Below are 25,128 nucleotides of genomic sequence, written 5' to 3' on the forward strand. Positions count from 1 at the left end.
TTTCAACGACTATTCCTTGCCCAGTGGCGGGAAATGCCGTTTTTGCGCGAAAGCGGCCCCGCGTCATGGCAGGAGCCGCAGACGGTCAGCCTCGGGCCCTAGAGCAGGAACAGGGTCGCCAGCCCCAGGAAGATGAAGAAGCCGCCGGTGTCGGTGATGGCGGTGATCATCACGCTGGCCCCCACCGCCGGGTCGCGCCCCAGCCGGCTCATGGTCATGGGGATGATGACCCCCATCAGTGCCGCCACCAGCAGGTTGAGCATCATGGCGAGCGTCATCACCGCGCCCAGCGCCGCATCCTGATAGAGGATGTAGGTGGCCACCCCCATGGTGCCGCCCCACACCAGGCCGTTGATCAGGGCCACCCCCAGCTCGCGCCACAGCAGGAAGGAGACGTTGCCGGTCTGGATATGCTGCAGCGCCAGCGCCCGCACTATCATGGTGATGGTCTGGTTGCCGGTGTTGCCGCCGATGCCGGCGACGATGGGCATCAGGGCCGCCAGCGCCACCAGCTGGGAGATGGTGTGCTCGAACAGGCCGATCACCCTTGATGCCACGAAGGCGGTGCAGAGGTTGATGGCGAGCCAGGCCCAGCGGGTCTTGACCGCCTTGGAGACGGGGGCGAACACGTCTTCTTCCTCGCTGATCCCCCCCATGCGGCGCAGGTCGGTGTCGCTCTCTTCATAGACCAGATCCACCACCTCGGCGACGGTGAGCCGGCCCATCAGCTTGCCCCTGGCATCCACCACGGCGGCGGAGACCAGGTCGTCCCGCTCGAAGGTGCGGGCGGCGGCCTCGTCGTTGTCTTCCGGATCGAAGGTGACCGGATCCTTCTCCATCGCGTCGCTCACCAGGGTCTCGGGCTTGTGCAGCAGCACGGCGGTGAGGGGTAGCTCCCCCTGCAGCCGGTTGCGCCGATCGGTGACAAACAGCTTGTCGGTGTTCTCGGGGATCTGGCCGCGCAGGCGCAGATAGCGCTGGACGGTGGCCAGGGTCACGTCGGGCCGCACCGTGATGAGCTCGAAGTCCATCATGGCGCCGACCGTGTGCTTGCCGTAGCGGATCACCTCCCTCACCTTGTCCCTGTCCACCGGCGCCATGGAGGTGAGCAGCCGCCCCATCAGGTTGCGGGGCAGGTGCTGGCCCAGGTAGATCTGGTCGTCGATGTCGAGGGTGCTCAGGGCGTGCAGCAGCTCCTTGTCGCTCATGCCGCTGATGAGGCTGTCCCACACCGTCTCCGACGCTTCCACCAGGATCTGGCCGTGCTTGTCTGCATCCACTTGCTGCCACAGCACGTGGCGCTCGTCCGGCGGCAGGGACTCCAGCGCATCGGCGATATCGGCGGCGGGCAGGCTGTTGACCAGCCGGGTCAGCTCGCTGGTCTGATCCCGAAGCGCTGCGTCCTGCTCCCCTTGCGGGTCGAGCAGGCTCTCGGTGAGGGCATCATCAGCCAGCAGCAGCGTGAGGATGCGAGCTCTGTCGTGTTCACGCTGTTTGGCGCTGTTCTTGGGGGGGAGGGACATGAAGCAGAATTCCTGAATTCGGTGATCCGGCGGACAGTCCCCATAGGATACCAGACTCAAAACAAGAGGTTATGACAGTAAATGCAGAAAAAGAAACGCCACCCGAGGGTGGCGTTGGAATGGATGCAGCGATCAGGCCGAAGCCAGGGTCGCGTCTGTGGCGCCTCCTTGCCCGAACCAGGCAAGCTGGTCCGCCAGGGTCACCACAGATCCCACCATGATGAGGGCCGGGCTCTCGACCCCCACCGCCAGCGCGGGCAGCTCATCGAGGGTACCGCGAATGACCCGCTGGCAGGGCTGGGTGCCGCGCTCGATCAGCGCCACCGGGGTGTCGCCTGCCTTGCCGTGGGCCAGCAGCTGCTCACGGATGGTGGCGCAGGAGGAGAGCCCCATATAGAAGACCAGCGTTTGCCGATCTTTGGCCAGCAGCGGCCAGTCGAGATCCCGGGCACCCCCCTTGCCGTGGGCGGTGACGAAGCGCACGCTCTGGGCGTGGTCGCGGTGAGTGAGCGGAATGCCGGCGTAGGCGGCGCAGCCGCTGGCCGCGGTGATCCCCGGCACCACCTGAAAGCCCACGCCGCTGCCGACCAGCCTCTCCAGCTCCTCGCCGCCCCGGCCGAAGATGAAGGGGTCACCCCCCTTCAGCCGCACCACCCGCTGGCCTTTTTTAGCCTCCTCCAGCAACAGCTGGTTGATCCCCTCCTGGGGCACGCAGTGGTTGCCCGCCTGCTTGCCGACGAAGATGCGTTTGGCGTCGCGGCGCACCAGCGCCATCACCTCGTCCGAGACCAGCCGGTCATAGACCACCACGTCCGCCTGCTGCATCTGGCGCAGGGCGTGCAGGGTGAGCAGACCCGGATCGCCGGGGCCGGCACCGACCAGCACCACTTCGCCAGCGGTCTGGCTTTCGTCGGCAAACAGATTGTCGGCCAGCTGATTGGCAGAGGCACTATCACCGCGGGCCAGCGCCTGCCCGAGCCGATCCGCCCCGTGCAACCGTTCCCAGAAGCGGCGCCGTTCTCCCATGCTGGCGAAGCGGGCCTTGACCCGCTCCCGCAGGCTGCCGGCGAAGGCCGCGACGGCACCCAGATGCTGGGGCAGCAGGGCCTCGAGTTTTTCCCGCAGCAAGCGGGCCAGCACCGGGGCCTTGCCGCCGGAGGAGATGGCCACCATCAGCGGTGAGCGATCGATGATCGATGGCATGATGAAGCTGGAGCGTTTCGGGTCATCCACCACGTTGGCAAAGATCCGCGCTTGATTGGCGCTCTGGTAGACCAGCGCATTCACCTCGCGCCGATCGGTGGCGGCCACCACCAGCCACTTGCCCGCCAGTTGTTCCGATGCGAATTCGCTGGCCAGCCACTCGATGCTGCCGTTGGCAGCCAGTTCCGCCAGCTCGGGGTCGAGCTCGGGGGCGACCACTGTGAGCTGGGCACCGGCATCCAGCAGCAGGCGTGCCTTGCGCTCCGCCACTTCGCCGCCGCCGACCAGCAGCACGGGTTTGTTGTCGAGTCGGCAAAAGATGGGCAAGTAGTCCATGGGGCCTCCGGATCAGGCGGTTTGGGTCTGGCTGGCAGTGGTGGTGGCGTCGCTCACCGCGACCGGGCGCTCAGCCTTGGGGGTGGCATACCAGTAGCCGAGGCCCATGAAGAGGGCGCCGGAGACGGTGTTGCCCAGGGTCACCCACAGCAGGTTGTGGCCGATGCCGCCCAGGGTGTAGGCCTCGGAATGGGCACCGAACCAGGAGAGGGCGAACAGGGTCATGTTGGCGATGGAGTGCTCGTAGCCGGAGGCGATGAAGGCCAGCAGGCACCACCAGATGGCGATGAACTTGGCGACCCCTTCGGTGCGCAGCGCCATCCAGATGGCGAGGCAGACCAGCCAGTTGCACAGCACGCCCTTCATGAACAGGGTCAAGGCAGGTGCCTGGGTCTTGGCCAGCGCCACCTTGTGGGCCAGACTGCCTGCGTCCGGTAGCAGGCTGCCGCCGTAGGAGTAGATGAGCGCCACCACAATGGAGCCAATCAGGTTGCCGGCCCAGGTCTGCGGCAGGATACGCAGCAGGTCGGCCATGGTGATCTTGCCCGTCTTCACCCCGAAGGTGAGGAACATGGTGTGGCCGGTGAACAGCTCGGAGCCGGCGATGATCACCAGGGTCAGGGCGATGCCGAAGGTGGCCCCCATCACCAGCGGACGGATGGCGGGATCCACCAGGTTGCCCAGAGTGAAGATGAGGATGATGCCAAGGCCCACATAGGCCCCCGCCATGGCCGAGCTGAGCCAGAAGCCGAGCTTGTCGCTGCGCTCGAAGCGATTGATGCGGGCCGCGTTGGCGGCGCACTTGTTGATGGTTTCGGTATACATCTTTGTTTCCTTCAAGAGGGCCGCCCGCGGGCAACCCTGACTGTTTCTTCAACCCCCTCCCAGCCTCCCCCTTGTTCAGGGGGAGGGGCTTTTTGCTCCCTCACCTGTGAAGGGGAGGGCCGGGGTGGGGTCTGGTGTTAGACGGCGACCCAGACCTGCTGGTCGCGCACTTCAACGGGGTATCCCCGTACCGACATAGATCTGGGGGTTGTCGACATCAGACGGCGACCCAGACCTGCTGGTCGCGTACTTCAACGGGATAGCTCTGCACCGACATGGCGGGGTTGTCGAAACAGTGGCCATCGCTCAGGCGAAAGCGCTGCTTCTTGAGCGGGCTGGCGACCCAGAGCTCGCCGTCGTGTTCGCAGATCAGGCCCCGCGACAGCACGTTGGCGGCGAAGAAGGGGTCCCGGTTGTCGATGGCGAACACCTCGGCGGCCGCGCTCGGGCGGAATAGGGCGATCTGGCGACCTTCAATGAGTGCGCAGACACCGGTTCCCGGCAGGATGTCGTTGAGTTGGCAGGCAAGTTTCATCGCTTAATCTCCACCTCGAGTTGGATGGACTGGCTCTCGAGCAGGGCGCAAACGTCCATGCAGCCCATCAGGATGCCGTTGAGTTGGCAGGCAAGTTTCATCATTTGGTTTCCACCTCGATCTGGTAGACGGGGATGCGCTCGGCCGGAGTGGCGGGTCTGTGCTGGTCGCGCTCGGCGACGAACTGGACGTCCGGATCGCGCTTGTCGCTGTTGATGAAGTGGCTGAAGCGCTTGAGCGCCTCCTCTTCGTTGAGGGTGCGCGACCATTCGCACTCGTAGCTGTCGATGAGGGTCTGGATATCGCGCTCCAGCGTCTCGGCCAGCCCCAGCTTGTCGTCGACGATCACCTCGCGCAGGTAGTCGACGCCCCCTTCCAGATTGCCGAGCCAGACCGAGGTGCGCTGCAGTTTGTCGGCGCTGGTGACGTAGAACATCATGAAGCGGTCGATCAGCTTGATGAGGGTCTCGCGGTCAAGGTCAGACGCCAGCAGGTCGGCGTGGCGCGGCTTCATGCCGCCGTTGCCACCCACATAGAGGTTCCAGCCAGCATCGGTGGCGATGATGCCGACATCCTTGCCCTGCGCTTCCGCACACTCGCGGGTGCAGCCGGAGACGCCGAACTTCATCTTGTGGGGGGTGCGAATGCCCTTGTAGCGGTTCTCGAGGAAGACCCCGAGGCCGACGCTGTCCTGTACGCCGAAGCGGCACCAGGTGCTGCCGACGCAGGTCTTGGCCATGCGCAGTGCCTTGGCGTAGGCCTGACCGGTCTCGAATCCGGCCGCCAGCAGCTTGCGCCAGATGGCGGGCAGATCATCCTTCTGGGCCCCGAACAGACCGATGCGCTGGGCGCCGGTGATCTTGGTGTAGAGCTTGTAGTCGCGGGCCACTTCGGCCACCGCCAGCAAGCCTTCCGGGGTCACTTCACCGCCGGCCATGCGCGGGATGACGGAGTAGCTGCCGTCCTTCTGCATGTTGCCGAGGAAGATGTCGTTGGTGTCCTGCAGCGGGACGTTGCGCGGGCTCAGCACATGCTCGTTCCAGCAGGAGGCGAGGATGGAGCCGACGGTCGGTTTGCACACCTCGCAGCCATAGCCCTGACCGTGCTTGGCCAGCAGCTCGTCGAAGCTCTTGATCCCCTCCACCTTGACCAGATGGAACAGCTCCTGACGGGAGTGGGGGAAGTGGGCGCAGAGGTGGTTGTTGACCTCGATGCCCTGCTTCACCAGTTCGGCGTTGAGCACCTGACTGATGAGCGGCACACAGCCGCCGCAGCCGGTACCGGCCTTGGTGTGCTGCTTGATGGCGGCAAGGGTGGTGTGACCCTCGGCCACCGCCTTGGCGATGTCGCCCTTGGAGACGTCGAAGCAGGAACAGATCTGGGCGCTTTCCGGCAGGGCATCCACCCCCAGCGTCGGCTTGGCACCGGCGTAGGCAGGCAGGATCAGGGTGTCCGGGTGGCTCGGCAGCGGCAGGGCATTGAGCATCATCTGCAGCAGGTTGCCGTAATCTTCCACGTCACCCACCAGCACGGCGCCGAGCAATCGGCTGTTGTCCTCGCTCACCACGATCTTCTTGTAGACGCCGGCCTGATCGTCCTGAAACACATAGCTGTGGCTGCCCGGGGTGCGGCCGTGGGCATCACCGATGGAGCCGACGGAGACGCCGAGCAGCTTGAGCTTGGCGCTCATGTCCGCCCCTTCGAAGCGGCTGTCGCCACCGAGCAGATGGTCGACGGTGATCTGGGCCATCTTGTAGCCCGGCGCCACCAGCCCGAAGAAGCGGCCCTGCCAGGCGGCGCACTCGCCGATGGCGTAGATATCGGGGTCGGAGGTGAGGCAGTGATCGTCGATGACGATGCCGCCACGCTCGGCGATGGCCAGATCGCCGTAGCGGCCGAGGGTATCTTGCGGGCGAATGCCGGTGGAGAAGACCACCACGTCCACTTCAAGCTGGCTGCCGTCGGCGAAGGCGAGGCGGTGTTTCGCCTGTTCACCGCCATGCATCAGGATCTCGCTGGTGCTCTTGCTGGTGTGCACCTGCACGCCCATGGATTCAATCTTGCGGCGCAGCAGCTGGCCGCCCTGACCATCGAGCTGCTCGGCCATCAGCACAGGAGCAAACTCCACCACGTGGGTCTCGAGACCCAGCGCCTTGAGGGCGCCGGCGGCTTCGAGGCCAAGCAGACCGCCCCCGATCACCACTCCGCTCTTGCCGCTCCTGGCGGCGCTGCGGATGGCTTTCAGATCCTCGATGGTGCGATAGACGAAGCACTCGTGGTGCTGGCTGCCCTGGATGGGCGGCACCCAGGGGTAGGAACCGGTGGCCAGCACCAGCTTGTCGTACTCGACCACAGTGCCCTTGTTGGAGTGCACTTCGCGGTTGGCCCTGTCGATTTTTTTCACCGCTTCGCCGAGCAGCAGGCGGATGCCGTGCTTGTCGTAGAAGCCGGGTTTGACGAGGGAGAGATCTTCGCTGGTGTGATGGGAGAAGTAGGAGGAGAGATGGACGCGATCGTAGGCGGGACGGGGTTCTGCACCGAAGACGGTGATCTCGTAGCGGCCCGGATCGGCCCGCTCGATCAGCTCTTCGATGAAGCGGTGCCCCACCATGCCGTTGCCCACAACGACCAGTCTGACTTTGCTCATAGTTGCCTCAAGTTTGGAGTAATAAAACATCATTCTGGGGCTAGGCTACCCAGTCGGCAGGGGTGGGCGATTGATGCAAATCAAGTGTCTATTTATATATCTCCTCAGGGGTAATTCGAGAAAATTCAATACTATACAAAAATAGGTATACCAGTTGACGATTTCTGGGCTGGCTCGGGGTGAGGAATGGTGGAGGGAAAGCCCGGTTTACCCACTGCCGGGGAGTGAAAACTTCTGTCGGAAAAAGACCGGTCTCGCACTGGCGAGACCGGTATCAATGGGCATCAGCTGAGCAAGGTGGCACGTCAGACGATATGGCGGCGGAACATGGCGAGCGCCAGCGACAGGGTGACGCCGGCGATGGCGAGCAGGGGCCAGATCAGGGGCCAGGCCGCCGACCAGCCGAGCCCCTTCAAAAAGACCCCCTTGAGCAGCACGATGAAGTGGGTGAGGGGGTCGATGGCCGCCAGCCACTGGAACACCTGCGGCATATTCTCCACCGGCGAGATGTAGCCCGAGAGGATTACCGCCGGGACGGTGAAGGAGAAGACCCCGAGAAACGCCTGCTGCTGGGTCGAGCAGAACGACGAGATGAAGAGCCCGATCCCGGCCAGTGCCAGCCCGTAGCAGACCATTCCCGCCATCAGCAGGCTGAGGCTGCCGGCAAAGGGAAGGTGAAAGACAAAACGGGCGGCCAGCGCGACTATGCACCCTTGTCCCACCGCCACCATGATGCCGGGCACCGCCTTGCCCGCCATGATCCAGCCCGCGGTGAGGGGGGAGACCAGCAGCTGATCGAAGGTGCCCTCTTCCCGCTCCCGCGCGACCGAGAGGGCGGTGACGATCAGGCAGCCGGTGGTGGTGATGATAGCTACCAGCGCCGGCAGGATATGCCAGTGGAACTCGACGTTGGGGTTGTAGAGGTTGCGTACCGCCAGCTCGGGTTGCCCCTTGCCCTCACTTTGCCAGCGGGCGATCACCTGACTGATGTAGCCCGCCGCCACCTGACCGCCGTTGGAGCGGCGTCCGTCGATGATCAGCTGCACCCTGGCCGGTTCGCCCCGCGCCAGCCGGCGCGAAAAATCCCCCGGAATAATCAGCCCGAGCAGCGCCCGCTGCCCGGTGATGGCCTCGGTCATGCCCGCTTCCCCTTGCACCGGGATGATGGTGGTGAAGGCGGGCATATGGGTGAGGCGCTCCAGCAGCTCGCGGCTCTGGGCACCGCCATCCTGGTTGTAGATGGCCAGCGTGTTGCCGGTCACCTCCAGAGTGGCGGCGAACGGGAAGAGGGCGGTTTGCAGCAGCACCGGCATGATGAGCAGAAAGCGCCCCTGGGTATTGCCCATCAGGGCCTGCAGCTCTTTTCGGATCAGCCACCAGAGTCGGGTCAGCATGGGTTACTCCAGAGTGCGCCGCGTCTTGCGGGCGGTCAGGGCCAGCCAGAAACCGGCCAGCAGCAGCAGACAGAAACCGTTGACCAGCAGGATCGAGAAGACGCTGCCCGCCTGATAGAGGGTCTGCAGGGAGCTCGCGAAGTAGCGGGCCGGAATGAGGTGGGTGATGGCCCGAAGCCAAGGCGGCATGCTGGCGATCTCGAACACGAAGCCCGACAGCATCACCGCGGGCAGAAAGGCGGCGATCAGCGCCGCCTGCGCGGCGTTGAACTGGCTGCGCATCACGGTGGAGAGGAACAGCCCGAGCCCGAGGGCGCTGCCGAGAAAGACGCTGGTGACCAGAAAGAGCAGCAGCAGGGAGCCACGCCACGGCACGTCCATCACCGCCACCGAGAAGAGCAGGCAGAGCAGCATGGCGATGATGCCGAGGCCATAGTAGGGCAGCAGCTTGGAGAGCAGCAGCTCTCCCTTGGTGACCGGGGTGGCGAGCAGCGCCTCCATGGTGCCGCGCTCCCACTCCCGCGCCACCACCAGCGAGGTGAGCAGGGCGCCTATGATGGTCATCACCACCGCAATGGAGCCCGGCACCAGAAAGTTGCGGCTCACCAGCGCCGGGTTGAACCAGGCGCGGCTCTCTATCGACACCGGCATGGCGACCCCCTCGCCAGCGAGCCACCCCTGCCAGATCCCCTGCACATAGTTGGTGACGAAATTCGCCGTGTTGGGCTCGGAGCCGTCGGTCAGCAGCAGCGCCTGCGGCGTGCCATTGCCCTGACCGGCCATGGCGCGGGAGAAGCCGTCATCGATCACCAGCAGGCCGCGGATCTCGCCACGGGCCAGACTGGCGAGCAGGGACTCCTTGCTCGGGCCGCTGTGGATCTCCAGCGCGGTAGAGCCGCGCAGGGCCTGCTCCAGCCGCACCGCCGGGGCGCCGCTGTCGGTACGCCAGATGCCGAGGCGCAGGTGGTCCACATCCAGATTGATGGCGTAACCCATCACCACCAGCAGCACCACCGGCATGATGAAGGCGATGAGGATGCTGCTCGGGTCACGGACGATTTGCAGCGTCTCCTTGCGGCAGAGGGCCAGCAGTCGCCGACGGTTGATGCTCATGCGTCCTCCTCGCTGGCCCGCTCGACCAGGGTGATAAAGGCCTCTTCCATTGTTGGCAAAGAACAGGTCGGCAAGGAGCCGGTTGGCAAAGAGGTCGCCGCCTCTTTGGCGGCCAGCCCCTTGAGATCGTCCGGAGTGCCGAGCGCCAGCAGCTTGCCGCGATAGATGAGGGCAATGCGGTCGCAATACTCCGCCTCATCCATAAAGTGGGTGGTGACCAGCACGGTGACGCCGTGGTCGGCCAGCGCGTTGATGTGCGACCAGAACTCGCGCCGGGTCACCGGATCGACCCCGGAGGTGGGCTCGTCGAGAAACAGCAGCGGCGGCTCGTGCAGCAGGGCGCAGGCCAGCGATAAGCGCTGGCGCAGGCCGAGCGGCAGGGATTCCGCCTTCTGATCGAGCCAGGGGGCGAGTGCAAAGGCAGTCACCATGGCGTCGATCCGCGTCTGCTGGTGGCGGCCGAACAGGCCGTAGATACCGGCGAAGAAGGAGAGGTTCTGCGCCACGGTGAGCTGCTTGTAGAGGGAGAACTTCTGCGCCATGTAGCCGAGGCGCTGGCGTGCCGCCGAGGGGCTGTGAGCCAGATCGATGCCGGTCACCAGCGCCTGCCCCTCGCTCGGACGCAGCAGGCCGCACTCCATCTTGAAGGTGGTGGACTTGCCCGCCCCGTTGGGGCCGAGCAGGCCGAAGATCTCGCCGCGGCGCACCGCAAAGCTGACATCATCGGTGGCGGCAAAATCGCCGAAGCGTTTGGTGAGGTGGCGCGCCTCGATCACCGCCTCGGGGGAGACCCCCTGCGGCAGTTCGGCTTCCCGCATCCCCGCCGCCAGACTCGACTCCCCGCCGGGGCCGCCGCCGAGCAGGTCGATAAAGGCATCCTCCAGCCGGGGCTGGGCCGGTCGAAAGGCGCCATTGGCGAGCTGCAGCTCCGGGAGCGGCGGGGGCGTCATGCCCGGGTGCAGCAGCAGGCGAACCCGCTCCCCCGCCACCGCGCCATCCATCACCGCCGGGTGAGCCAGTGCCCGGCGTAGCAGGGCGCGCCGCTCGCGGCCATCCAGTTGCCCCGCCTCCAGCAGCCAGCAGCGGCTGGCCATGGCCCCCATCAGATCGGCTGGCGTGCCGCTGGTGCGCACCTCGCCATCCGCCATCAGCAGCACGTGGTCGCACAGCTCCGCCTCATCGAGATAGGCGGTACTCCAGAGCACCGTCATCCCCCCTTTTGCCAGCTCGCGCACCATCTGCCAGAGGGCGCGGCGGGAGATGGGATCGACTCCGACCCCCGGTTCGTCGAGCAGCAGCACATCCGGGGTGCCGAGCAGCGCGCAGGCCAGCCCGAGTTTCTGCTTCATCCCGCCAGAGAGCTTGCCCGCCGGCCTTGCGGTGAAGCGGGCGAGATCGGTGAAAGCGAGCAGCCGCGCGAAGGTGGGCGTGCGTTCGGGCTCCAGTACGCCGCGCAAGTCAGCGTAGAGGGTGAGGTTCTCCAGCACGCTGAGATCCTCGTAGAGGCCGAACTGCTGGGGCATGTAGCCGAGGCGCTGACGCAGCAGATCCCCCTCGCTCACCGGGTCCAGCCCCAGCACCCGGATGGTGCCCGCTTCGGGGATCAGCAGACCGGCCAGCAGGCGCAGCAAAGTGCTCTTGCCCGCGCCGTCGGGGCCCACCAGCCCGGTGATGCCGCCAGCCGGAATGGTGGCCGAGATGGCGTTGAGGGCGACCCGCTCGCCAAAGCGTTTGGTGAGCCCTTCAAGGGAGATAGCGCTGTTCATGGCGCCAGCCTGACAGTGACCGGCATCCCTTGGCGCAGGGCCGGGTCGGGATCCTGCACCACGATGCGCAGCCGGTAGACGAGGTGGGTGCGAAGATCCGGCGTTTCCACCGATTTCGGAGTGAACTCGGCGGTGGGCGAGACAAATCCCACTACTCCGTGATAGGGCTGATCCGGCCGCGAGTCGGTGGTGAGGGTTACCTTGGCGCCGCTCGGGAAGTGGCCGAGCCAGGGCTCCTCCACATAGGCGCGCACCCAGACTGGCGCAGTCAGGGAGAGGTTGAAGGCGGTCGCTCCGCTCTGCACCATGCTGCCGTTCTCGACGGCGCGGCTGATGATGATGCCATCGCTGGGGGCGGTCAGGCTGGCATCTGCCAGCGCCAGTTCGGCACTGGCGAGCGCCGCTTTGGCCCCTTCCAGCTGGGCATCGGACTGGGCGATTTCCTCCGGGCGGTAGCCGGTTTCGAGCTGGGCGAGCTGTTCGCGGGCCGAGCGCACCTGCGCCTGGGTCTGATCCCGCTGGGAGCGGGCAGTATCGAGCTGACCGCGGGAGATAGCGCCGGTGGCGGCCAATGCGCTCTGGCGGCGCCACTGCTGGTTGGCCTCCAGTGCAGCGGCTTCGGCGGCGGCCAGTGCGGCCCGGGCGCGGTCGGTCTCTTCGCTGCGATAGCCTTTGTGGATCAAGGCGTTGGCGGCAGTGAGCGCAGCCAGATTGGCCAAGGCGCTGTCGCGGCTGTGGGTGAGGGGAACCGGATCGAGGCGTGCCAGCAGTTGACCGGCTTTTACCCTATCCCCCTCATCGACCAGCACCTGATCGACGCGGCCGCCGACCCGAAAGGCCAGATTGACGTCGCGAATGTCGACATTGCCGTAGAGGATGGAGCCGTCGGCTGGGCGCCCCTGCCACCAGAGGTAGCCGCCGATAACGGTTAGCAGCAGGGCCACGATTGCAATGCGTTGTTTCATGCTGCTTCTCCTTGAGGATGGCTCTGCAGCCAGAGGTCACCACCGAGAACGGCCAGCAGCAGAGCTACCATCGCGATGCGTTGTTTCATGCCGCTTCTCCTTCTTTCATGTCGGTGGGGCGCAGGCCGCGCAGTGCCCATACCAGCCGCTGTCTGGCGGCCTCGGGGTTGTCTATCTGGGCGAGAAAGGGGGCGGCCTGTTCGGGCAGCCAGCCGAGCTGGCGACCGCTGCCGGCGATCACCAGCGGCAGGCCGACCGATCCCATGATGAAGATCATCAGCTGGAGCGGGTGACCCGCGACCAGCGACCCTTCCGCCTGTGCCATCCGTACCTGTTCGATCAGCAGCAGGGGGTGACGGCGCGGCAGACTGAGCAGAAAGCGCTGGGCCGCCCCTTCCCCCGCCAGGGCATCGCCAAACAGGTGGTTGATGAAGCCGCGCTGGCGCGCCACCAGCCCGATCAGCGCCTCCATGGTCGCCTCGAACATGGCGATGGCAGAGGAGTAGGAGCCTTTGGCTGCCACCGCCTTGAGCTCCTCATAGAGGGGGGCGTACCAGAGCTCCACCAGCTCGTCGATAAAAGCGTCGCGGTTGCCGAAGTGGTAGACGAAGGAGCCGAGGTTCACCTCGGCCGCCGCCGCCAGCTCGCGCACCGTCAGGCCGCGCAGCCCCTTGTCGGTGGCGATGGCGAGGCCGGTATCGAGCAGTTTCTGACGGGTGGGGTGCATCTGGCTGGCGCTCCTGGTGTATGCATTTTGTACGCAATTATACGACCGTATAAAAAATGCGGAAGCGGGCGGCAGGATCTTTTTGCCCGCAATGTGATCCGCCCCGCTCTGAGGGGCCGTGATCCCCGTCCGGCAGGGGGAAGGATCCACCACTTGTGCCCAAGCCACAGGCATGTCGGTGTGACGGGGTGGTGACAGGCGCTTCAGGCCCCGGGTGCGGGTGCCCGGGCCACAAGAGGCTGGTGATGGAGCCGGGAGCTGCCTGACCCGGATCAGGGGGTGTCGGTGGCCTCGGTGTGATAGGGGGGCCGGGCACAGGTGTCCCGTATCAGGGCGCGCAGCCAGCGGTGGCCCGGATCGGCATCCTGACTGGGGTGCCAGAGCAGGGCGACCCGGATCCCTGGCAGAGCGAAGGGCAGGGGCAGGGTGACCAGATCGCCGAGCAGGCTGGCGCAGTGCAGGTGCGGCACCGTCGCCACCAGATTGCTCTCCCTGACCAGGGCCAGCGCCGTCGCAAACCCGGGAACCAGGGTGGTGATGGTGCGCCGCCTCCCCTGGCCTGCGAGGATCTCATCGATGGGGCTGTGAGGCTGGCCCCGGCGGGAGACCAGTACGTGGCGGGCGGCGGCATAGCGCGCCACGGTCAGGGTGCCGTCGCAGAGGGGGTGGTCCGGGTGCACCACGGCGACGAAGTGGTCCTGGAACAGGGCCTGGGTGCGCAGCTCGGGGGCCGTGGTGGTGCCGATCACCCCGGTCTCGAAGTCCAGCTCGCCACGGCGCAGGGGGCCGCTCTCCTTGTCGGGTTTGGCCAGAAAGTGCAGCCGCACCCCGGGGGCCTCGACGGCGAGGCGCGCCAGCAGGGCGGGGCCCACCGCCTCCACGAAGCCGTCACTGGATCGCAGGCGGAAGGTGCGCTCCAGGCTCGCCGGGTCTACTTCCTGCTGGGGGCGCAGCACGGCCCGGGTCTCCTGAACCAGGCGGGCAACCTCATCCCGCAGGATCTGCGCCCGGGGGGTGGGGATCAGGCCGCGTCCCGCCCGCACCAGCAGCGGATCCCCCGTGGTCTCCCGCAGCCTTGCCAGGGCCCGGCTCATGGCGGAAGCACTCAGGCCTAGCCGTCTGGCGGCGCCCGCCACACTGCCCTCTTCCAGCAGGGCATCCAGGGTGATCAGCAGGTTGAAATCCGGGGTCATGGTCGTCTCCTCGCAGGCGGCGCCTGACGGGCCGACCCCTTCATGATACGCGAGTTGCCGTCTCTTCATATGGCGTCTGATGCAACTATAAGCTGCAATCCGTGCGTCTTCCGCCTTGTCATCCCCCCCGCTAGCCTGAGTGCATCATCACTTGCCGGAGAGACTGCCATGTCCACACCACTTCTTGTTTCCCCTCCCGTGACGCGCCGTCTCGGTCTCGCGGGGCTCGGGCTCGCCACCCTGCTGCCCATGCTGGCGGGCAGCATGGCCAACCTGGTGCTGCCTGCCCTGGGGCAGGACTTCGGCGTGCCCTTCGCCAGCCTGCAATGGGTGCTGGTGGCCTACCTGCTTGGGATCACCAGTCTGACGGTGGTGGCGGGTCGGCTCGGCGATCGTCTGGGGCGGCGTCGCCTGCTGCTCTGGGGGACCGGGGTCTTTGCGCTGGCTTCCCTGCTGTGCGCCCTGGCCCCTTCCATCGGCTGGCTCATTGCCGCTCGCACCCTGCAAGGGGCGGGTGCGGCCTGCATGCTGGTGCTCTCGCTGGCCATGGTAGGAGAGCTGGTGCCGCCAGCCCGACGGGGCTGGAGCATGGGATTGCTCGGCACCCTGTCGGCCTGCGGCACGGCGCTCGGCCCCTCCTTCGGCGGCCTGTTGATCGGCGGATTTGGCTGGCAGGCACCCTTCCTGCTGCTGCTCCCCCTGGCGTTGCTGGCGCTGGGGTGTGCCTGGCGGGATCTGCCCCGGGATGAGGCGGGCTCTGCCGAGGGAGGCCTCCCGCTCACCAGTCTGTTGCTGCTGGTGACGGCGCTGCTCTGCTACGGGCTGGCACTGACCCGGGGCAGCCCACTCGGGGTCTGGCCGGGGATAGGGGCGCTCGTCGCCATGGTGCTCTTCGTGCGTGCCGACTCGGGCGCCCGTCGCCCCCTGCTGCCCCTGGCGCTGCTGGGAGCGTCCAGGCGAAGAGGCGGGATCATCGCCAGTGCGCTGGTGGCCAGCGTCATGGTGGCGACGCTGCTGATCGGTCCTTTCTACCTGCACGGTGCCTTTGCCCTCGACATGGGGACGGTGGGGCTGATGATCTCCATGGGCCCCCTGCTGGCGGCGCTGTCCGGCATGCCCGCCGGCTGGCTGGTGGACAGGGTGGGGGCGACCCCTGTGGTGCGCCTCGGCCTGGGACTCATGGTGGTGGCCGCCGTCTTGCTGGCCCTCCTGGACAGGGCGCTCGGGCCCCTCGGCTACCTGCTGCCCATCCTGCTGCTCACCGCCGGTTATGCCCTGTTCCAGACCGCCAACAACAGCGCCGTGGTAGGGGAGGCGGAGGGGGCGAGCCATGGCGCCGTGGCCGGGCTGCTGACCCTGTCGCGCAACCTGGGCCAGCTGACGGGGGCGGCGGGGCTGGGGGGCCTGTTCGCCGCCCTGGCGGGGCGGCCCGATCTCGCCCTCGCGACGGCGGACGAGCTGGCGTTTGCCACCCGGGTCACCTTCGCCCTGACGGCCTTGCTGCTGATGAGTGCGCTCTGGCTGGCGGGAAGGGAGGAGCGTGCCGTGCAGGGTGATGTGGCCCGGGACGGCTGCGAGTCGGGAGAACGCTGAAAACGAAGACGCCTCCACAGGGGAGGCGTCTTGCTATGGGATTGAGCAGGATAGTAAACCGCTCAGCTCCTCGTTATCGATCAACCTGTTACAGAATGAAGCGGCTCAGATCCTCGTCTTCAATCAGCTTGCCGAGGTGGGCGTTGACGTAGTCGGTGTTGATGACGAAGGTCTCGCCTGACTTCTCGGAGGCGTCGTAGGAGATGTCTTCCATCAGGCGTTCCATCACGGTGTGCAGACGGCGGGCGCCGATGTTCTCGGTGCGCTCGTTGACCTGCCAGGCCGCTTCGGCCAGACGGCGGATGCCATCCTGGGTGAACTCGATGTTGACCCCTTCGGTGGCCATCAGCGCCTTGTACTGATCGGTCAGGGAGGCGTTCGGCTCGGTCAGGATGCGCTCGAAGTCTTCGGTGGTCAGGGCGGTCAGCTCGACCCGGATCGGCAGACGGCCCTGCAGCTCGGGGATGAGGTCGGACGGCTTGGCGATCTGGAAGGCACCGGAGGCGACAAACAGGATGTGATCGGTCTTGACCATGCCGTGCTTGGTGTTGACGGTGCAGCCCTCGACCAGCGGCAGCAGGTCGCGCTGAACCCCTTCACGGGAAACGTCCGGGCCTGAGCTCTCGCCGCGCTTGCAGATCTTGTCGATCTCGTCGAGGAAGACGATGCCATTGTTCTCGACGGAGGCGATGGCCTTCTGCTTCAGCTCTTCCGGGTTGACCAGGCGGGCCGCTTCCTCTTCGATCAGCGCCTTCATGGCCTCCTTGACCTTGATCTTGCGCTTCTTCTTCTGGTTCTGGCCCAGGTTCTGGAACAGCCCCTGCAACTGGTTGGCCATCTCTTCCATGCCCGGCGGGGTCATGATTTCGACACCCATGGGGGAGGCGGCCAGATCCAGCTCGATCTCCTTGTCATCCAGCTGACCTTCCCGCAGTTTCTTGCGGAAGATCTGGCGGGTGTTGGAGTTGTCGGCTTTCTCTTCCTCACCCCAGCTGTTGCGCGGGTTGGGCAGCAGGGCGTCGAGGATGCGCTCTTCGGCGGCTTCCTCGGCGCGGTATTTCATCTTCTCCATCTCGGTCTCGCGCACCAGCTTGATGGCGACATCGGTCAGATCGCGGATGATGCTGTCCACTTCCTTGCCCACATAGCCCACTTCGGTGAACTTGGTCGCTTCCACCTTGATGAAGGGGGCGTTGGCCAGCTTGGCCAGGCGACGGGCGATCTCGGTCTTGCCGACGCCGGTCGGGCCGATCATCAGAATGTTCTTCGGGGTCACCTCGTGGCGCATCTCCTCGGAGAGCTGCATCCGGCGCCAGCGGTTGCGCAGGGCGACGGCGACCGCGCGCTTGGCGTCGGCCTGACCAATGATGTGTCTGTCCAGCTCGTGGACGATTTCTCTCGGGGTCATCTCGGACATGATGGCGTTCCTGTATCCGGGGCGGGCAGGGCCCACCCCTTGGAAAATGTGGCGTCTGGCAAGGCGGCCTTATTTGGCGGCCCTATTTCGCCGACTTATTTAGCTGAATAATCCAGCACTTCGATGGTGTGGTTGCCGTTGGTGAAGACGCAGATGTCGCCCGCAATCTTGAGGGACTTCTCGACGATGGTCCTGGCATCCAGCTCGGTGTTCTCCAGCAGGGCGATGGCGGCGGACTGGGCGAAGTTGCCGCCGCTGCCGATGGCGATGAGATCGTGCTCCGGCTGCACCACGTCACCGTTGCCGGTGATGATGAAGGATTTGTGCTCGTCGGCGACGGCCAGCAGTGCTTCGAGGCGGCGCAGGGCGCGATCGGTGCGCCAGTCCTTGGCCAGCGCCACGGCGGCGCGCTCCAGGTTACCCTGATGGGCCTGCAGTTTGGCTTCGAAGCGCTCGAGCAGGGTGAAGGCGTCGGCGGTGCCGCCGGCGAAACCAGCCAGTACCTTGCCGTTGTAGAGGCGATGAACCTTGCGGGCGTTGCCCTTCATGACGGTGTTGCCAAGAGAAACCTGGCCATCGCCACCGATGACGACCTGACCGTTGCGGCGAACTGAAACTATGGTAGTCACTTTACTTACCTCGCTTGAGCCGAATGACGGCCTGACTGTGCATGGAGGAAAAGATGGGGATGGCAAAACGGCTTTTCAAGCCTGTGCCGAGCACGGATCGCGGAGGAGGGATCGGGTGGGCGCGGGATGGCGCCAAAAGAAACAGGGCCGGATGTTGCCACCCGGCCCTGTGCATGGACGCAGCGATCACCCCTTCTTGGGGATGCAGCCGCTGATGCCCGAGCCCTGCAGCTTGCGGTTGGCCGCGTCGGCCGCCGCCTTGCCGTTGAAGGGGCCCACCATCACCTTGTAGACGGCGCCACCGGCCCCGTTCACCACCTGCAGGCTGGAAGAGAGCCCGGCGGTGAAGGCGATGCGCGCCTTGAGGGATTCTGCGGAATCCTGGGAGCGCAGGGCGGCACACTGCATCATGTAGCGACCGCCGTCGGCGGCTGCGGTCTGGGTAGTCTGGGTCGCCGCCTTGGCCCTGGCGGCCTCGGCACGCTCCCGCTCCAGTTCGGCGCGGATCTCCCGCTCCATCCGCTCACGCTCGGCCTTCTGGTCGATCACCTGCTCCCGGGCGCTGGCGACCGGGGCGCCGGTGGCCGGCTTGGTCGGCTGCACCGGTTGCGGCTGATAGGGCTTCACCTGACCGATGGGGGTCCCCGGCTGGGGAATATCGGTCGCGACCGGCTTGGGCAGCTTCTCCGGTTGCAGGGTCATGGTCTCGGCGGGCGGGGGCGGCAGCACGCCCGGCTGGGGCGGCGGCTCTATGATGTCCACCTGCTTGTTCTCCAGCCGCTCGATGTAGCTCCACTTCTCCTGGGGCAGGGTATTGCCCTGTGCCTTGGGTTTGTTGGCCTTCACCTGCTCTTCGATGGTGGGGGCATCGGCGCCCTTGCCGTTGATGAGGTAGAGGAAGGCGCCAAAACCGACGACCAGGGCCCCGGCCAGCAGTGCCGGGATAACAGGAAAGCGGCGAGGGGCCGCTTTCTTGATGTTACGGCCACCCGCCCGTCGTCTCGGGCTGTTGCCGACGTAATCCCGGGTCGCCATCTATTACATGCGCTCCAGGGTGTGGATGCCCAGCACGCCCAGGCCCAGCTTGAGCACCTTGGCGGTGGCGGCGCACAGCAGCAGACGGCTCTGGCGGGTCGCCTCGTCCACGCCGTCCTTGTTGATCGGGCAGGCTTCGTAGAAGGTCATGAAGTTGCCGGAGAGCTCGTACAGATAGGTACAGAGCAGGTGCGGCATCCCCTTGTCCGCCACGCCGTTGACCGCGTCGGAGAACTGGATCAGCTTCTGGGCCAGGGTCTCTTCGGCATCTTCGCTCAGGACCACCTTGCCGCTCAGGGTATCGGCATCGACGCCGGCCTTGCGGAAGATGGACTGGATACGGGTGTAGGCGTATTGCAGGTAGGGGGCGGTGTTGCCTTCAAACGACAGCATCAGATCCCAGTCGAAGATGTAGTCGGTGGTGCGGTTCTTGGAGAGATCCGCATACTTGACCGCGCCCATGGCGATGGCGTGCACCACCTGGGCCTTCTCTTCGGCAGAGAGGTCGCTGTTGCGGCTCTCCAGCAGGGCGCTGGCGCGCTCTTCCGCTTCGTTCAGCAGGTCGACCAGCTTGACGGTGCCGCCGGAGCGGGTCTTGTAGGGACGGCCGTCCTTGCCCAGCATCATGCCGAAGGCGTGGTGCTCGAGGGGCACGGATTCCGGCACATAGCCCGCCTTGCGGGTGATAGTCCAGGCCTGCATCAGGTGCTGGTGCTGACGGGAGTCGATGAAGTACATGACCCGGTCGGCGCCCAGGTTCTCGTAACGGTATTTGGCGCAGGCGATGTCGGTGGTGGTGTAGAGGAAACCGCCGTCGCTCTTCTGGATGATGACGCCCATGGGCTCGCCATCCTTGTTCTTGAACTCGTCCAGGAAGACCACGGTGGCCCCTTCGCTCTCGACTGCCAGCCCCTTGGCTTTCAGGTCGGCAACGATTTGCGGCAGCATGTCGTTGTACATGGACTCGCCCATGATGTCCTTGTTGGACAGGGAGATGTTCAGACGGTCGTAGTTGCGCTGGTTCTGCTCCATGGTCATGTCGACCAGCTTCTTCCACATGGTGCGGCAGTACTCATCGCCACCTTGCAGTTTCACCACGTAGTTGCGGGCGCGCTCGGCGAAGGCTTCGTCTTCGTCGTAGTGACGCTTGGCCTGGGTGTAGAAGGCTTCCAGGTCCTTGAGCTCCATGTCGGAGGCGTGCTCGTTGGCCATCTTCTCCAGATAGGCGATCAGCATGCCGAACTGGGTGCCCCAGTCGCCGATGTGGTTGGCACGCACCACCTTGTGGCCCAGGAATTCGAGGGCGCGGGCGGCCACGTCACCGAGCACGGTGGAGCGGATGTGGTGCACCGCCATCTCCTTGGCCACGTTGGGGGCGGAGTAGTCCACCACCACGGTCTGCGGCGCCGGCAGTTTCACGTTGGCGTTGTCGGAGGTCACCATGGCTTCCACCTGACCGGCCAGCCAGCTCGGGTCGAAGAAGAAGTTGATGAAGCCGGGGCCGGCGATCTCGACCTTGGCGATCAGATCGGAGGCGGGCAGGTGCTCGATGATGGCAGCGGCCAGCTCGCGGGGATTCTTGCGGGCCGGTTTGGCCAGCAGCATGGCCAGGTTGGTGGCCAGGTCGCCGTGAGCCTTCTCCTTGCATCGGTCTACTTGCACCCGGGCTTCCAGGTCGGCGGGCAGGACGCCTGCGGACTTGAGATTGGCTACCGTTTGTTCAAGTAGATGATGAATATGCTCTTTCATAACTGACCACCGAGGTTGCGCGTCGAAAAGTGACTGACTGGATAAGGGCGTGAATTTTACCCGCATCGGGCCGAGAAAACTATAGGAACGGCCCGCACCCGTGGGTGTGGCGGATATTTCACTGCGTTTTCCACCACATTGCAGGATATTGATTTGGATAAGTGGTGGTTATCCATTTCTACTGCATAACGAAACGGCTTGTCCAGGCTATTTTCCCCTGATTATGACAGGGTTATTTATACCGATTCGATCTGAATGATCCCGCTTCCCGTGGCGGTCGTATCCTTTGAGGACGCCGTTGGAGGATGATTCCCATGACACTGGTACTGTTTCCACTCTCCGCTCACCTGCTGCCGGGCGGCATCATGCCGCTGCGCATCTTCGAGCCCAGATACCAGCGCATGATCGCCGAGTCCCGGGAGCGGGAGTTCGCGCTCTGCATGCTGGACCCCCGCCAGCCCGACGCGCTGCGCAACATGTACCCCATCGCCACTCGGGTGCGCATCATCGATTTCGATCTGCTGCCCGATGGTCTGCTCGGCATCACGGTGCTCGGGGTGGAGCGGGTGCGCATCACGGATCTCTGGCAGGAAGAGGACGGTCTGCGGGTCGGCGAGGTGGATCCCCTGCCCCCCTGGCAGAGCGGCAGGCTCCAGGCGGATCAGCACTCCCTGGCCAAGGCGTTGCAGGATGTGTTCAACGACTATCCGGAGTACGCGGCCCTCTATCCGGAGCCGGACTGGGAGGATGCGAGCTGGGTCGCCCAGCGCTGGCTGGAGGTGCTGCCCATCCCGGTGGAGCAAAAACAGTGGCTGGTGGCGGCCAAGGACAACCAGCCCACCCTCTCCCTGCTGAGCGGTCTGCTGGTCGCGAGCCATTGAATTCCCCTTCCCGGTGATCCTTTTTCCTCGCTCACCGTATTGGGGGTGAACACCACACGCGAGGGATGGCGCAATGGCATATACTGGCCAACCACAATCGGCTCCACGCAGGACATCGCCCCCCATGGACAACCCAGACGGCGACCTCACATCTTTGCTGGTCCGGGTGGCCGAGCGTGCCGACAAGGCTGCCTTCGCCACCCTGTTCCACCACTTCGCGCCGCGCATCCGCAGCTACGGGCTGCGCCACCTCGGCAGTGAAGCCAACGCCATGGAACTGGTGCAGGAGACCATGCTGCTGGTCTGGCAGAAGGCACGGCTCTATCACCCCGACAAGGGCGCCGCCCCCACCTGGATCTACACAGTGATGCGCAACCAGAGCTTTGACATGCTGCGCCGCCGCCGCGCCAGCAAGGAGGAGCTCTGCGCCGAGGAGATCTGGCCGCTGCTGGAGTTCCGGGCCGAAGAGGAGCACCTGAGCGGCGGTGAAGACGCGGTGCTGACCCGCCAGATGGCCCACTATGTCGCCACGCTGCCGGAGCCGCAGCAGCAGGTGGTGCGCGGCATCTACCTGCAGGAGCTCTCCCAGCAGGAGCTGGCCGACCGGCTCGGCGTGCCCCTTGGCACCATCAAGTCCCGGCTGCGGCTGGCACTACAGAAACTGAAGGAACAAGTGGAGCAAGGCCATGATTAAGACCCATCCGACTGAACCCATGCTGCGCGCCTTCGCCGCCGACGAGCTGCCCCTGCCGCTGGCCGTCGGTGTCTCCGCCCATTGCGAGTTCTGCCCCGAGTGCGCCGCCCGGGTGAAGGAATTTGAAGAGGCGCTGGCGTGCCAGCATCTCGCCCCTGACGCGCCGGACGAGGCGCTGTCCGCCGGATTCGATGCCATGCTGGCGGGCATACTGCAACAGCCGGTGGCGACGGAGGCGGCGCTCGCCCTTCCCGAGAGCCCGAGGCCAGAGCTCAGGGTGGCGGGTCACAGTTACCGGCTGCCGCGGGCATTGGCTCGGCATCATGCCCCCAGGTGGCGTCATCTCGGGGCCATCCGTCAGGTCAGCCTGCCCCTGGACGAGATGGGGGCGCGGGCCAACCTGCTCCACATCGAGGCGGGGGGGCGGATCCCCGAGCACACCCACAAGGGATATGAGCTGACCCTGCTGCTGGCGGGCACCATCGAAGATGGCGACACCCGCTATCAGGCGGGGGATTTCATCTGGCGCGACGCCAGCCACGCCCACAGCCCCCGTACCCCGGACGGCTGCCTCTGCTACACGGTGCAGGATGCCCCCGTGCAGTTCACCAAGGGGCTGTCACGACTGCTCAACGGCATCAGTCAGCACCTCTATTGAGTTGGGCTCACGGCTGCCCGGTGATCGCGGGCTGCCGCGCGACTGAGGCGGTATCACGGCATGAAAAAAGGGACCCTCGGGTCCCTTTTTTGTTGCTTGGCGGCGAAGCCCATCAGGCCACGAAGACCAGGTAGACGACGAAGGCCAGCAGGAAGCGGTAGATGGCGAACGGGATGAAGTCGAGACGACGGATCAGCGCCAGGAAGGTCTTGATGGCGACCATGGCCACCACGAAGGCGGTGACGAAGCCCACCGCAAACATGGGGAAGTCCGCCATGGAGAGGAAATCGCGGCTCTTGTAGAGATCCAGGCCGCTGGCCGCGATCATCATGGGTACCGCCATGATGAAGGAGAATTCCGCTGCCGCGTGGCGGCTGATGCCCATCAGCATGCCGCCGCTGATGGTGGCGCCGGAGCGGGAGAAACCGGGCCAGAGTGCCAGGCACTGGAACAGGCCGATGCCGAAGGCCTGCTTGTAGCTGATGTCGTCCAGGGTCTCCGCGGTCACGGCGGGGCGGAACTTTTCGGCGATGATGAGCAGGATGCCACCGGCCACCAGGGCATACATCACGGTTTCCGGCCCGAACAGATTGGCCTTGATCCAGCTGTGGATAGCCAGCCCGACGACCACGGCGGGCAGCATGCCGAGGATGACGTGCACCAGGGAGAGGGTCGCGTGGCCCGGGGTCGGTTTCTGACCGAAGTGAATGCCGATGAGTCCGAACAGGCGGCGCCAGAACATGACGACCACTGCCAGGATGGAGCCGAGCTGGATCACCACCTCGAAGGTGGCGGCCTTGGGTCCTTCAAACCCGAGGAGGTGGCCGACGATGATCATGTGGCCGGTGGAGGAGACGGGGAGGAACTCGGTCAGGCCTTCCACTATGCCCAGCACAAAGGCGACGAACAGGGCGTAGGATTCGGTCATGGTGCAGATCTCTTGGTTATGGGGTCTGGATAAAATCAACCCCGAACGGGTCGGGGCGGCCAATGATGGCGGAAAATCGCGCGGGCAACCAGTGAATATTGGGGATTTCAGCGCCCTGTTCCGGCCGGGAAAGGGCGCTGGCGGACCATGCAGGGCGCGGCTTGCCGCATGCTGTCAGAAGCCATGACTGCCCCGTCACGTTCTGACAGACCAGTCACGCCTGTTGACCTCTGTTTTATGATCTATTTGTGCTGTCAGGCCAGTATGGACAGGATTTTCTGTTGAAGATCATCGTCCAGGGGGGGCTGCCCCAGGGCGTCGACGGCGCTCGTTATCTGTTGGGGATGGCTGGCGCCGATCAGGGCGCAGCTCACCACGGGGTCGCGCAGCACCCATTGCAGTGCGAGTTGCGACAGGGACTGACCCCGTTGCAGGGCCAGTGCATGCAGGGCGCGGACGGTGGCGAGCTTCTCCTCGGTGATCTGGTCCGCCGTGAGGAAGGGGCTGGCACTGGCGGCGCGGGAATCCGCGGGAATGCCCGCCAGGTAGCGATCGCTCAGCAGCCCCCCCGCCAGGGGCGAGAAGGCGACCACCCCCATGCCGTGCTCCCGGCAGGCCGGCAGGGTGTCGGGCTCAACATCGCGCTGGAACAGGGAGTATTTGAGCTGGTTGACCAGGCAGGGGGTGCCGAGCTCTGCCAGCCGGGCGGCAGCCTTGGCCGCGAGCGGGGCCGGGTAGTTGGAGAGGCCGATGTAGAGCGCCTTGCCCTGTCGCACCATCAGTGCCAGGGCCTGGCAGGTCTCCTCGAGCGGGGTGCGGGGATCCGGCCTGTGGTGATAGAAGATGTCCACGTAGTCGAGGCCCAGACGGCGCAGGCTCTGGTGCAGGCTGGCGAAGAGGTACTTGGCGCTGCCGCCATCGCCGTAGGGTCCGTCCCACATCACGTAGCCCGCCTTGCTGGCGATGATGAGCTCGTCCCGATAGGGAGCCAGACTCCTCTTGAGCAGCGTGCCGAAGGTCAGTTCGGCAGATCCCGGCGGCGGCCCGTAGTTGTTGGCGAGATCGAAGTGGGTGATCCCCAGATCGAACGCCTGGTGCACCATGGCCTTCGCGGTGGCGGGATCGCTCCCGGTGCCGAAGTTGTGCCAAAGGCCCAGACCGATGCCGGGCAGGCGCAGGCCGTGGCGGCCCGCCGGTCGGTAGGGCTGGCGCTGGTAGCGGTCGGGGGCGGCGAGGTAGTTGTCATCCATCACGGTGCGGTTCCTTGGGCTGGTGTGCAATGAGGAGCGACGGGCCCTGCGGCGGGCCTCACTCCGG

At 65.5% G+C, this 25,128-nt stretch carries 21 protein-coding genes; 4 read left to right on the plus strand and 17 right to left on the minus strand.

From position 1 onward, the window contains the following. Window positions 1-98: 98 nt before the first annotated feature. From mgtE to ACVDHI_RS12145, 11 genes are all read right to left on the minus strand, one after another. Window positions 99-1,523 carry a magnesium transporter gene (gene mgtE / locus ACVDHI_RS12095; RefSeq protein WP_324062674.1) on the minus strand — a complete coding sequence of 475 codons (1,425 nt, stop codon included), beginning with the start codon at window positions 1,521-1,523 and terminating at the stop codon, window positions 99-101. 132 nt (window positions 1,524-1,655) lie between these two features. After that, on the minus strand, window positions 1,656-3,062 hold the full coding sequence (cysG, locus tag ACVDHI_RS12100) for a siroheme synthase CysG (protein WP_447212123.1): 1,407 nt from the start codon (window positions 3,060-3,062) through the stop codon (window positions 1,656-1,658). A gap of 12 nt (window positions 3,063-3,074) precedes the next feature. Further along, a complete protein-coding gene (gene nirC / locus ACVDHI_RS12105) occupies window positions 3,075-3,887 on the minus strand; it encodes a nitrite transporter NirC (RefSeq protein ID WP_447212124.1) in 813 nt (270 codons plus the stop codon). A 217-nt stretch (window positions 3,888-4,104) separates the two neighbouring features. Beyond that, window positions 4,105-4,422 (minus strand): nitrite reductase small subunit NirD, encoded by a 318-nt coding sequence (gene nirD, locus ACVDHI_RS12110; RefSeq protein ID WP_041202829.1) that lies wholly within the window; start codon window positions 4,420-4,422, stop codon window positions 4,105-4,107. A gap of 100 nt (window positions 4,423-4,522) precedes the next feature. Further along, window positions 4,523-7,069: a nitrite reductase large subunit NirB gene (gene nirB / locus ACVDHI_RS12115; RefSeq protein ID WP_447212125.1), complete on the minus strand. Its 2,547-nt coding sequence runs from the start codon at window positions 7,067-7,069 to the stop codon at window positions 4,523-4,525. Between the two features lie 305 nt (window positions 7,070-7,374). Continuing rightward, window positions 7,375-8,463: an ABC transporter permease gene (locus tag ACVDHI_RS12120; RefSeq protein ID WP_447212126.1), complete on the minus strand. Its 1,089-nt coding sequence runs from the start codon at window positions 8,461-8,463 to the stop codon at window positions 7,375-7,377. Window positions 8,464-8,466: 3 nt separating this feature from the next. Further along, the gene (locus ACVDHI_RS12125) at window positions 8,467-9,576 is read right to left on the minus strand and encodes an ABC transporter permease (RefSeq protein WP_447212127.1); all 1,110 of its coding nucleotides are present in this window, start codon (window positions 9,574-9,576) and stop codon (window positions 8,467-8,469) included. Continuing rightward, window positions 9,573-11,342 (minus strand): ATP-binding cassette domain-containing protein, encoded by a 1,770-nt coding sequence (locus ACVDHI_RS12130; protein ID WP_447212128.1) that lies wholly within the window; start codon window positions 11,340-11,342, stop codon window positions 9,573-9,575. The genes ACVDHI_RS12125 and ACVDHI_RS12130 overlap by 4 nt, the downstream gene beginning before the upstream one ends. Continuing rightward, window positions 11,339-12,307: a secretion protein HlyD gene (hlyD, locus tag ACVDHI_RS12135; protein WP_324035720.1), complete on the minus strand. Its 969-nt coding sequence runs from the start codon at window positions 12,305-12,307 to the stop codon at window positions 11,339-11,341. The genes ACVDHI_RS12130 and hlyD overlap by 4 nt, the downstream gene beginning before the upstream one ends. Window positions 12,308-12,392: 85 nt before the next feature. Beyond that, window positions 12,393-13,034: a TetR/AcrR family transcriptional regulator gene (locus ACVDHI_RS12140; protein ID WP_447212129.1), complete on the minus strand. Its 642-nt coding sequence runs from the start codon at window positions 13,032-13,034 to the stop codon at window positions 12,393-12,395. Window positions 13,035-13,306: 272 nt separating this feature from the next. Next, a complete protein-coding gene (locus tag ACVDHI_RS12145) occupies window positions 13,307-14,227 on the minus strand; it encodes a LysR family transcriptional regulator (protein WP_073352141.1) in 921 nt (306 codons plus the stop codon). A gap of 168 nt (window positions 14,228-14,395) precedes the next feature. Between ACVDHI_RS12145 and ACVDHI_RS12150 the strand changes: the two genes are divergently transcribed. Further along, window positions 14,396-15,820 carry an MFS transporter gene (locus ACVDHI_RS12150; protein ID WP_447212130.1) on the plus strand — a complete coding sequence of 475 codons (1,425 nt, stop codon included), beginning with the start codon at window positions 14,396-14,398 and terminating at the stop codon, window positions 15,818-15,820. Between the two features lie 88 nt (window positions 15,821-15,908). Here ACVDHI_RS12150 and hslU read toward each other — a convergent pair whose 3' ends face one another. The 4 genes from hslU to argS form a co-directional block, all read right to left on the minus strand. Next, a complete protein-coding gene (hslU, locus tag ACVDHI_RS12155; protein ID WP_010676031.1) occupies window positions 15,909-17,237 on the minus strand; it encodes an HslU--HslV peptidase ATPase subunit in 1,329 nt (442 codons plus the stop codon). Window positions 17,238-17,332: 95 nt separating this feature from the next. Then, a complete protein-coding gene (gene hslV / locus ACVDHI_RS12160) occupies window positions 17,333-17,866 on the minus strand; it encodes an ATP-dependent protease subunit HslV (RefSeq protein ID WP_005340772.1) in 534 nt (177 codons plus the stop codon). 186 nt (window positions 17,867-18,052) lie between these two features. Beyond that, the gene (locus ACVDHI_RS12165; protein ID WP_201902005.1) at window positions 18,053-18,901 is read right to left on the minus strand and encodes an SPOR domain-containing protein; all 849 of its coding nucleotides are present in this window, start codon (window positions 18,899-18,901) and stop codon (window positions 18,053-18,055) included. Between the two features lie 3 nt (window positions 18,902-18,904). Continuing rightward, complete coding sequence (argS, locus tag ACVDHI_RS12170) at window positions 18,905-20,650, minus strand: arginine--tRNA ligase (RefSeq protein WP_010676028.1); 1,746 nt, start codon at window positions 20,648-20,650, stop codon at window positions 18,905-18,907. A gap of 314 nt (window positions 20,651-20,964) precedes the next feature. Between argS and ACVDHI_RS12175 the strand changes: the two genes are divergently transcribed. The 3 genes from ACVDHI_RS12175 to ACVDHI_RS12185 all read left to right on the plus strand — a co-directional run bounded on the left by ACVDHI_RS12175 (window position 20,965) and on the right by ACVDHI_RS12185 (window position 22,883). Next, window positions 20,965-21,531: an LON peptidase substrate-binding domain-containing protein gene (locus tag ACVDHI_RS12175; protein WP_041211950.1), complete on the plus strand. Its 567-nt coding sequence runs from the start codon at window positions 20,965-20,967 to the stop codon at window positions 21,529-21,531. 124 nt (window positions 21,532-21,655) lie between these two features. Beyond that, entirely contained in the window at window positions 21,656-22,225 is a 570-nt protein-coding gene (locus ACVDHI_RS12180; RefSeq protein WP_447212131.1) for a sigma-70 family RNA polymerase sigma factor, read from the plus strand. Further along, the gene (locus tag ACVDHI_RS12185) at window positions 22,218-22,883 is read left to right on the plus strand and encodes a ChrR family anti-sigma-E factor (RefSeq protein ID WP_447212132.1); all 666 of its coding nucleotides are present in this window, start codon (window positions 22,218-22,220) and stop codon (window positions 22,881-22,883) included. The genes ACVDHI_RS12180 and ACVDHI_RS12185 overlap by 8 nt, the downstream gene beginning before the upstream one ends. Before the next feature lie 112 nt (window positions 22,884-22,995). Here ACVDHI_RS12185 and bacA read toward each other — a convergent pair whose 3' ends face one another. Together bacA and ACVDHI_RS12195 are read right to left on the minus strand one after the other, a co-directional pair. Further along, entirely contained in the window at window positions 22,996-23,811 is an 816-nt protein-coding gene (bacA, locus tag ACVDHI_RS12190) for an undecaprenyl-diphosphate phosphatase (protein WP_010676024.1), read from the minus strand. Window positions 23,812-24,065: 254 nt separating this feature from the next. Beyond that, window positions 24,066-25,061 carry an aldo/keto reductase gene (locus ACVDHI_RS12195; protein ID WP_447212133.1) on the minus strand — a complete coding sequence of 332 codons (996 nt, stop codon included), beginning with the start codon at window positions 25,059-25,061 and terminating at the stop codon, window positions 24,066-24,068. Window positions 25,062-25,128: the final 67 nt, after the last annotated feature.

This window comes from Aeromonas sp. 25-248 (genome assembly GCF_053005425.1).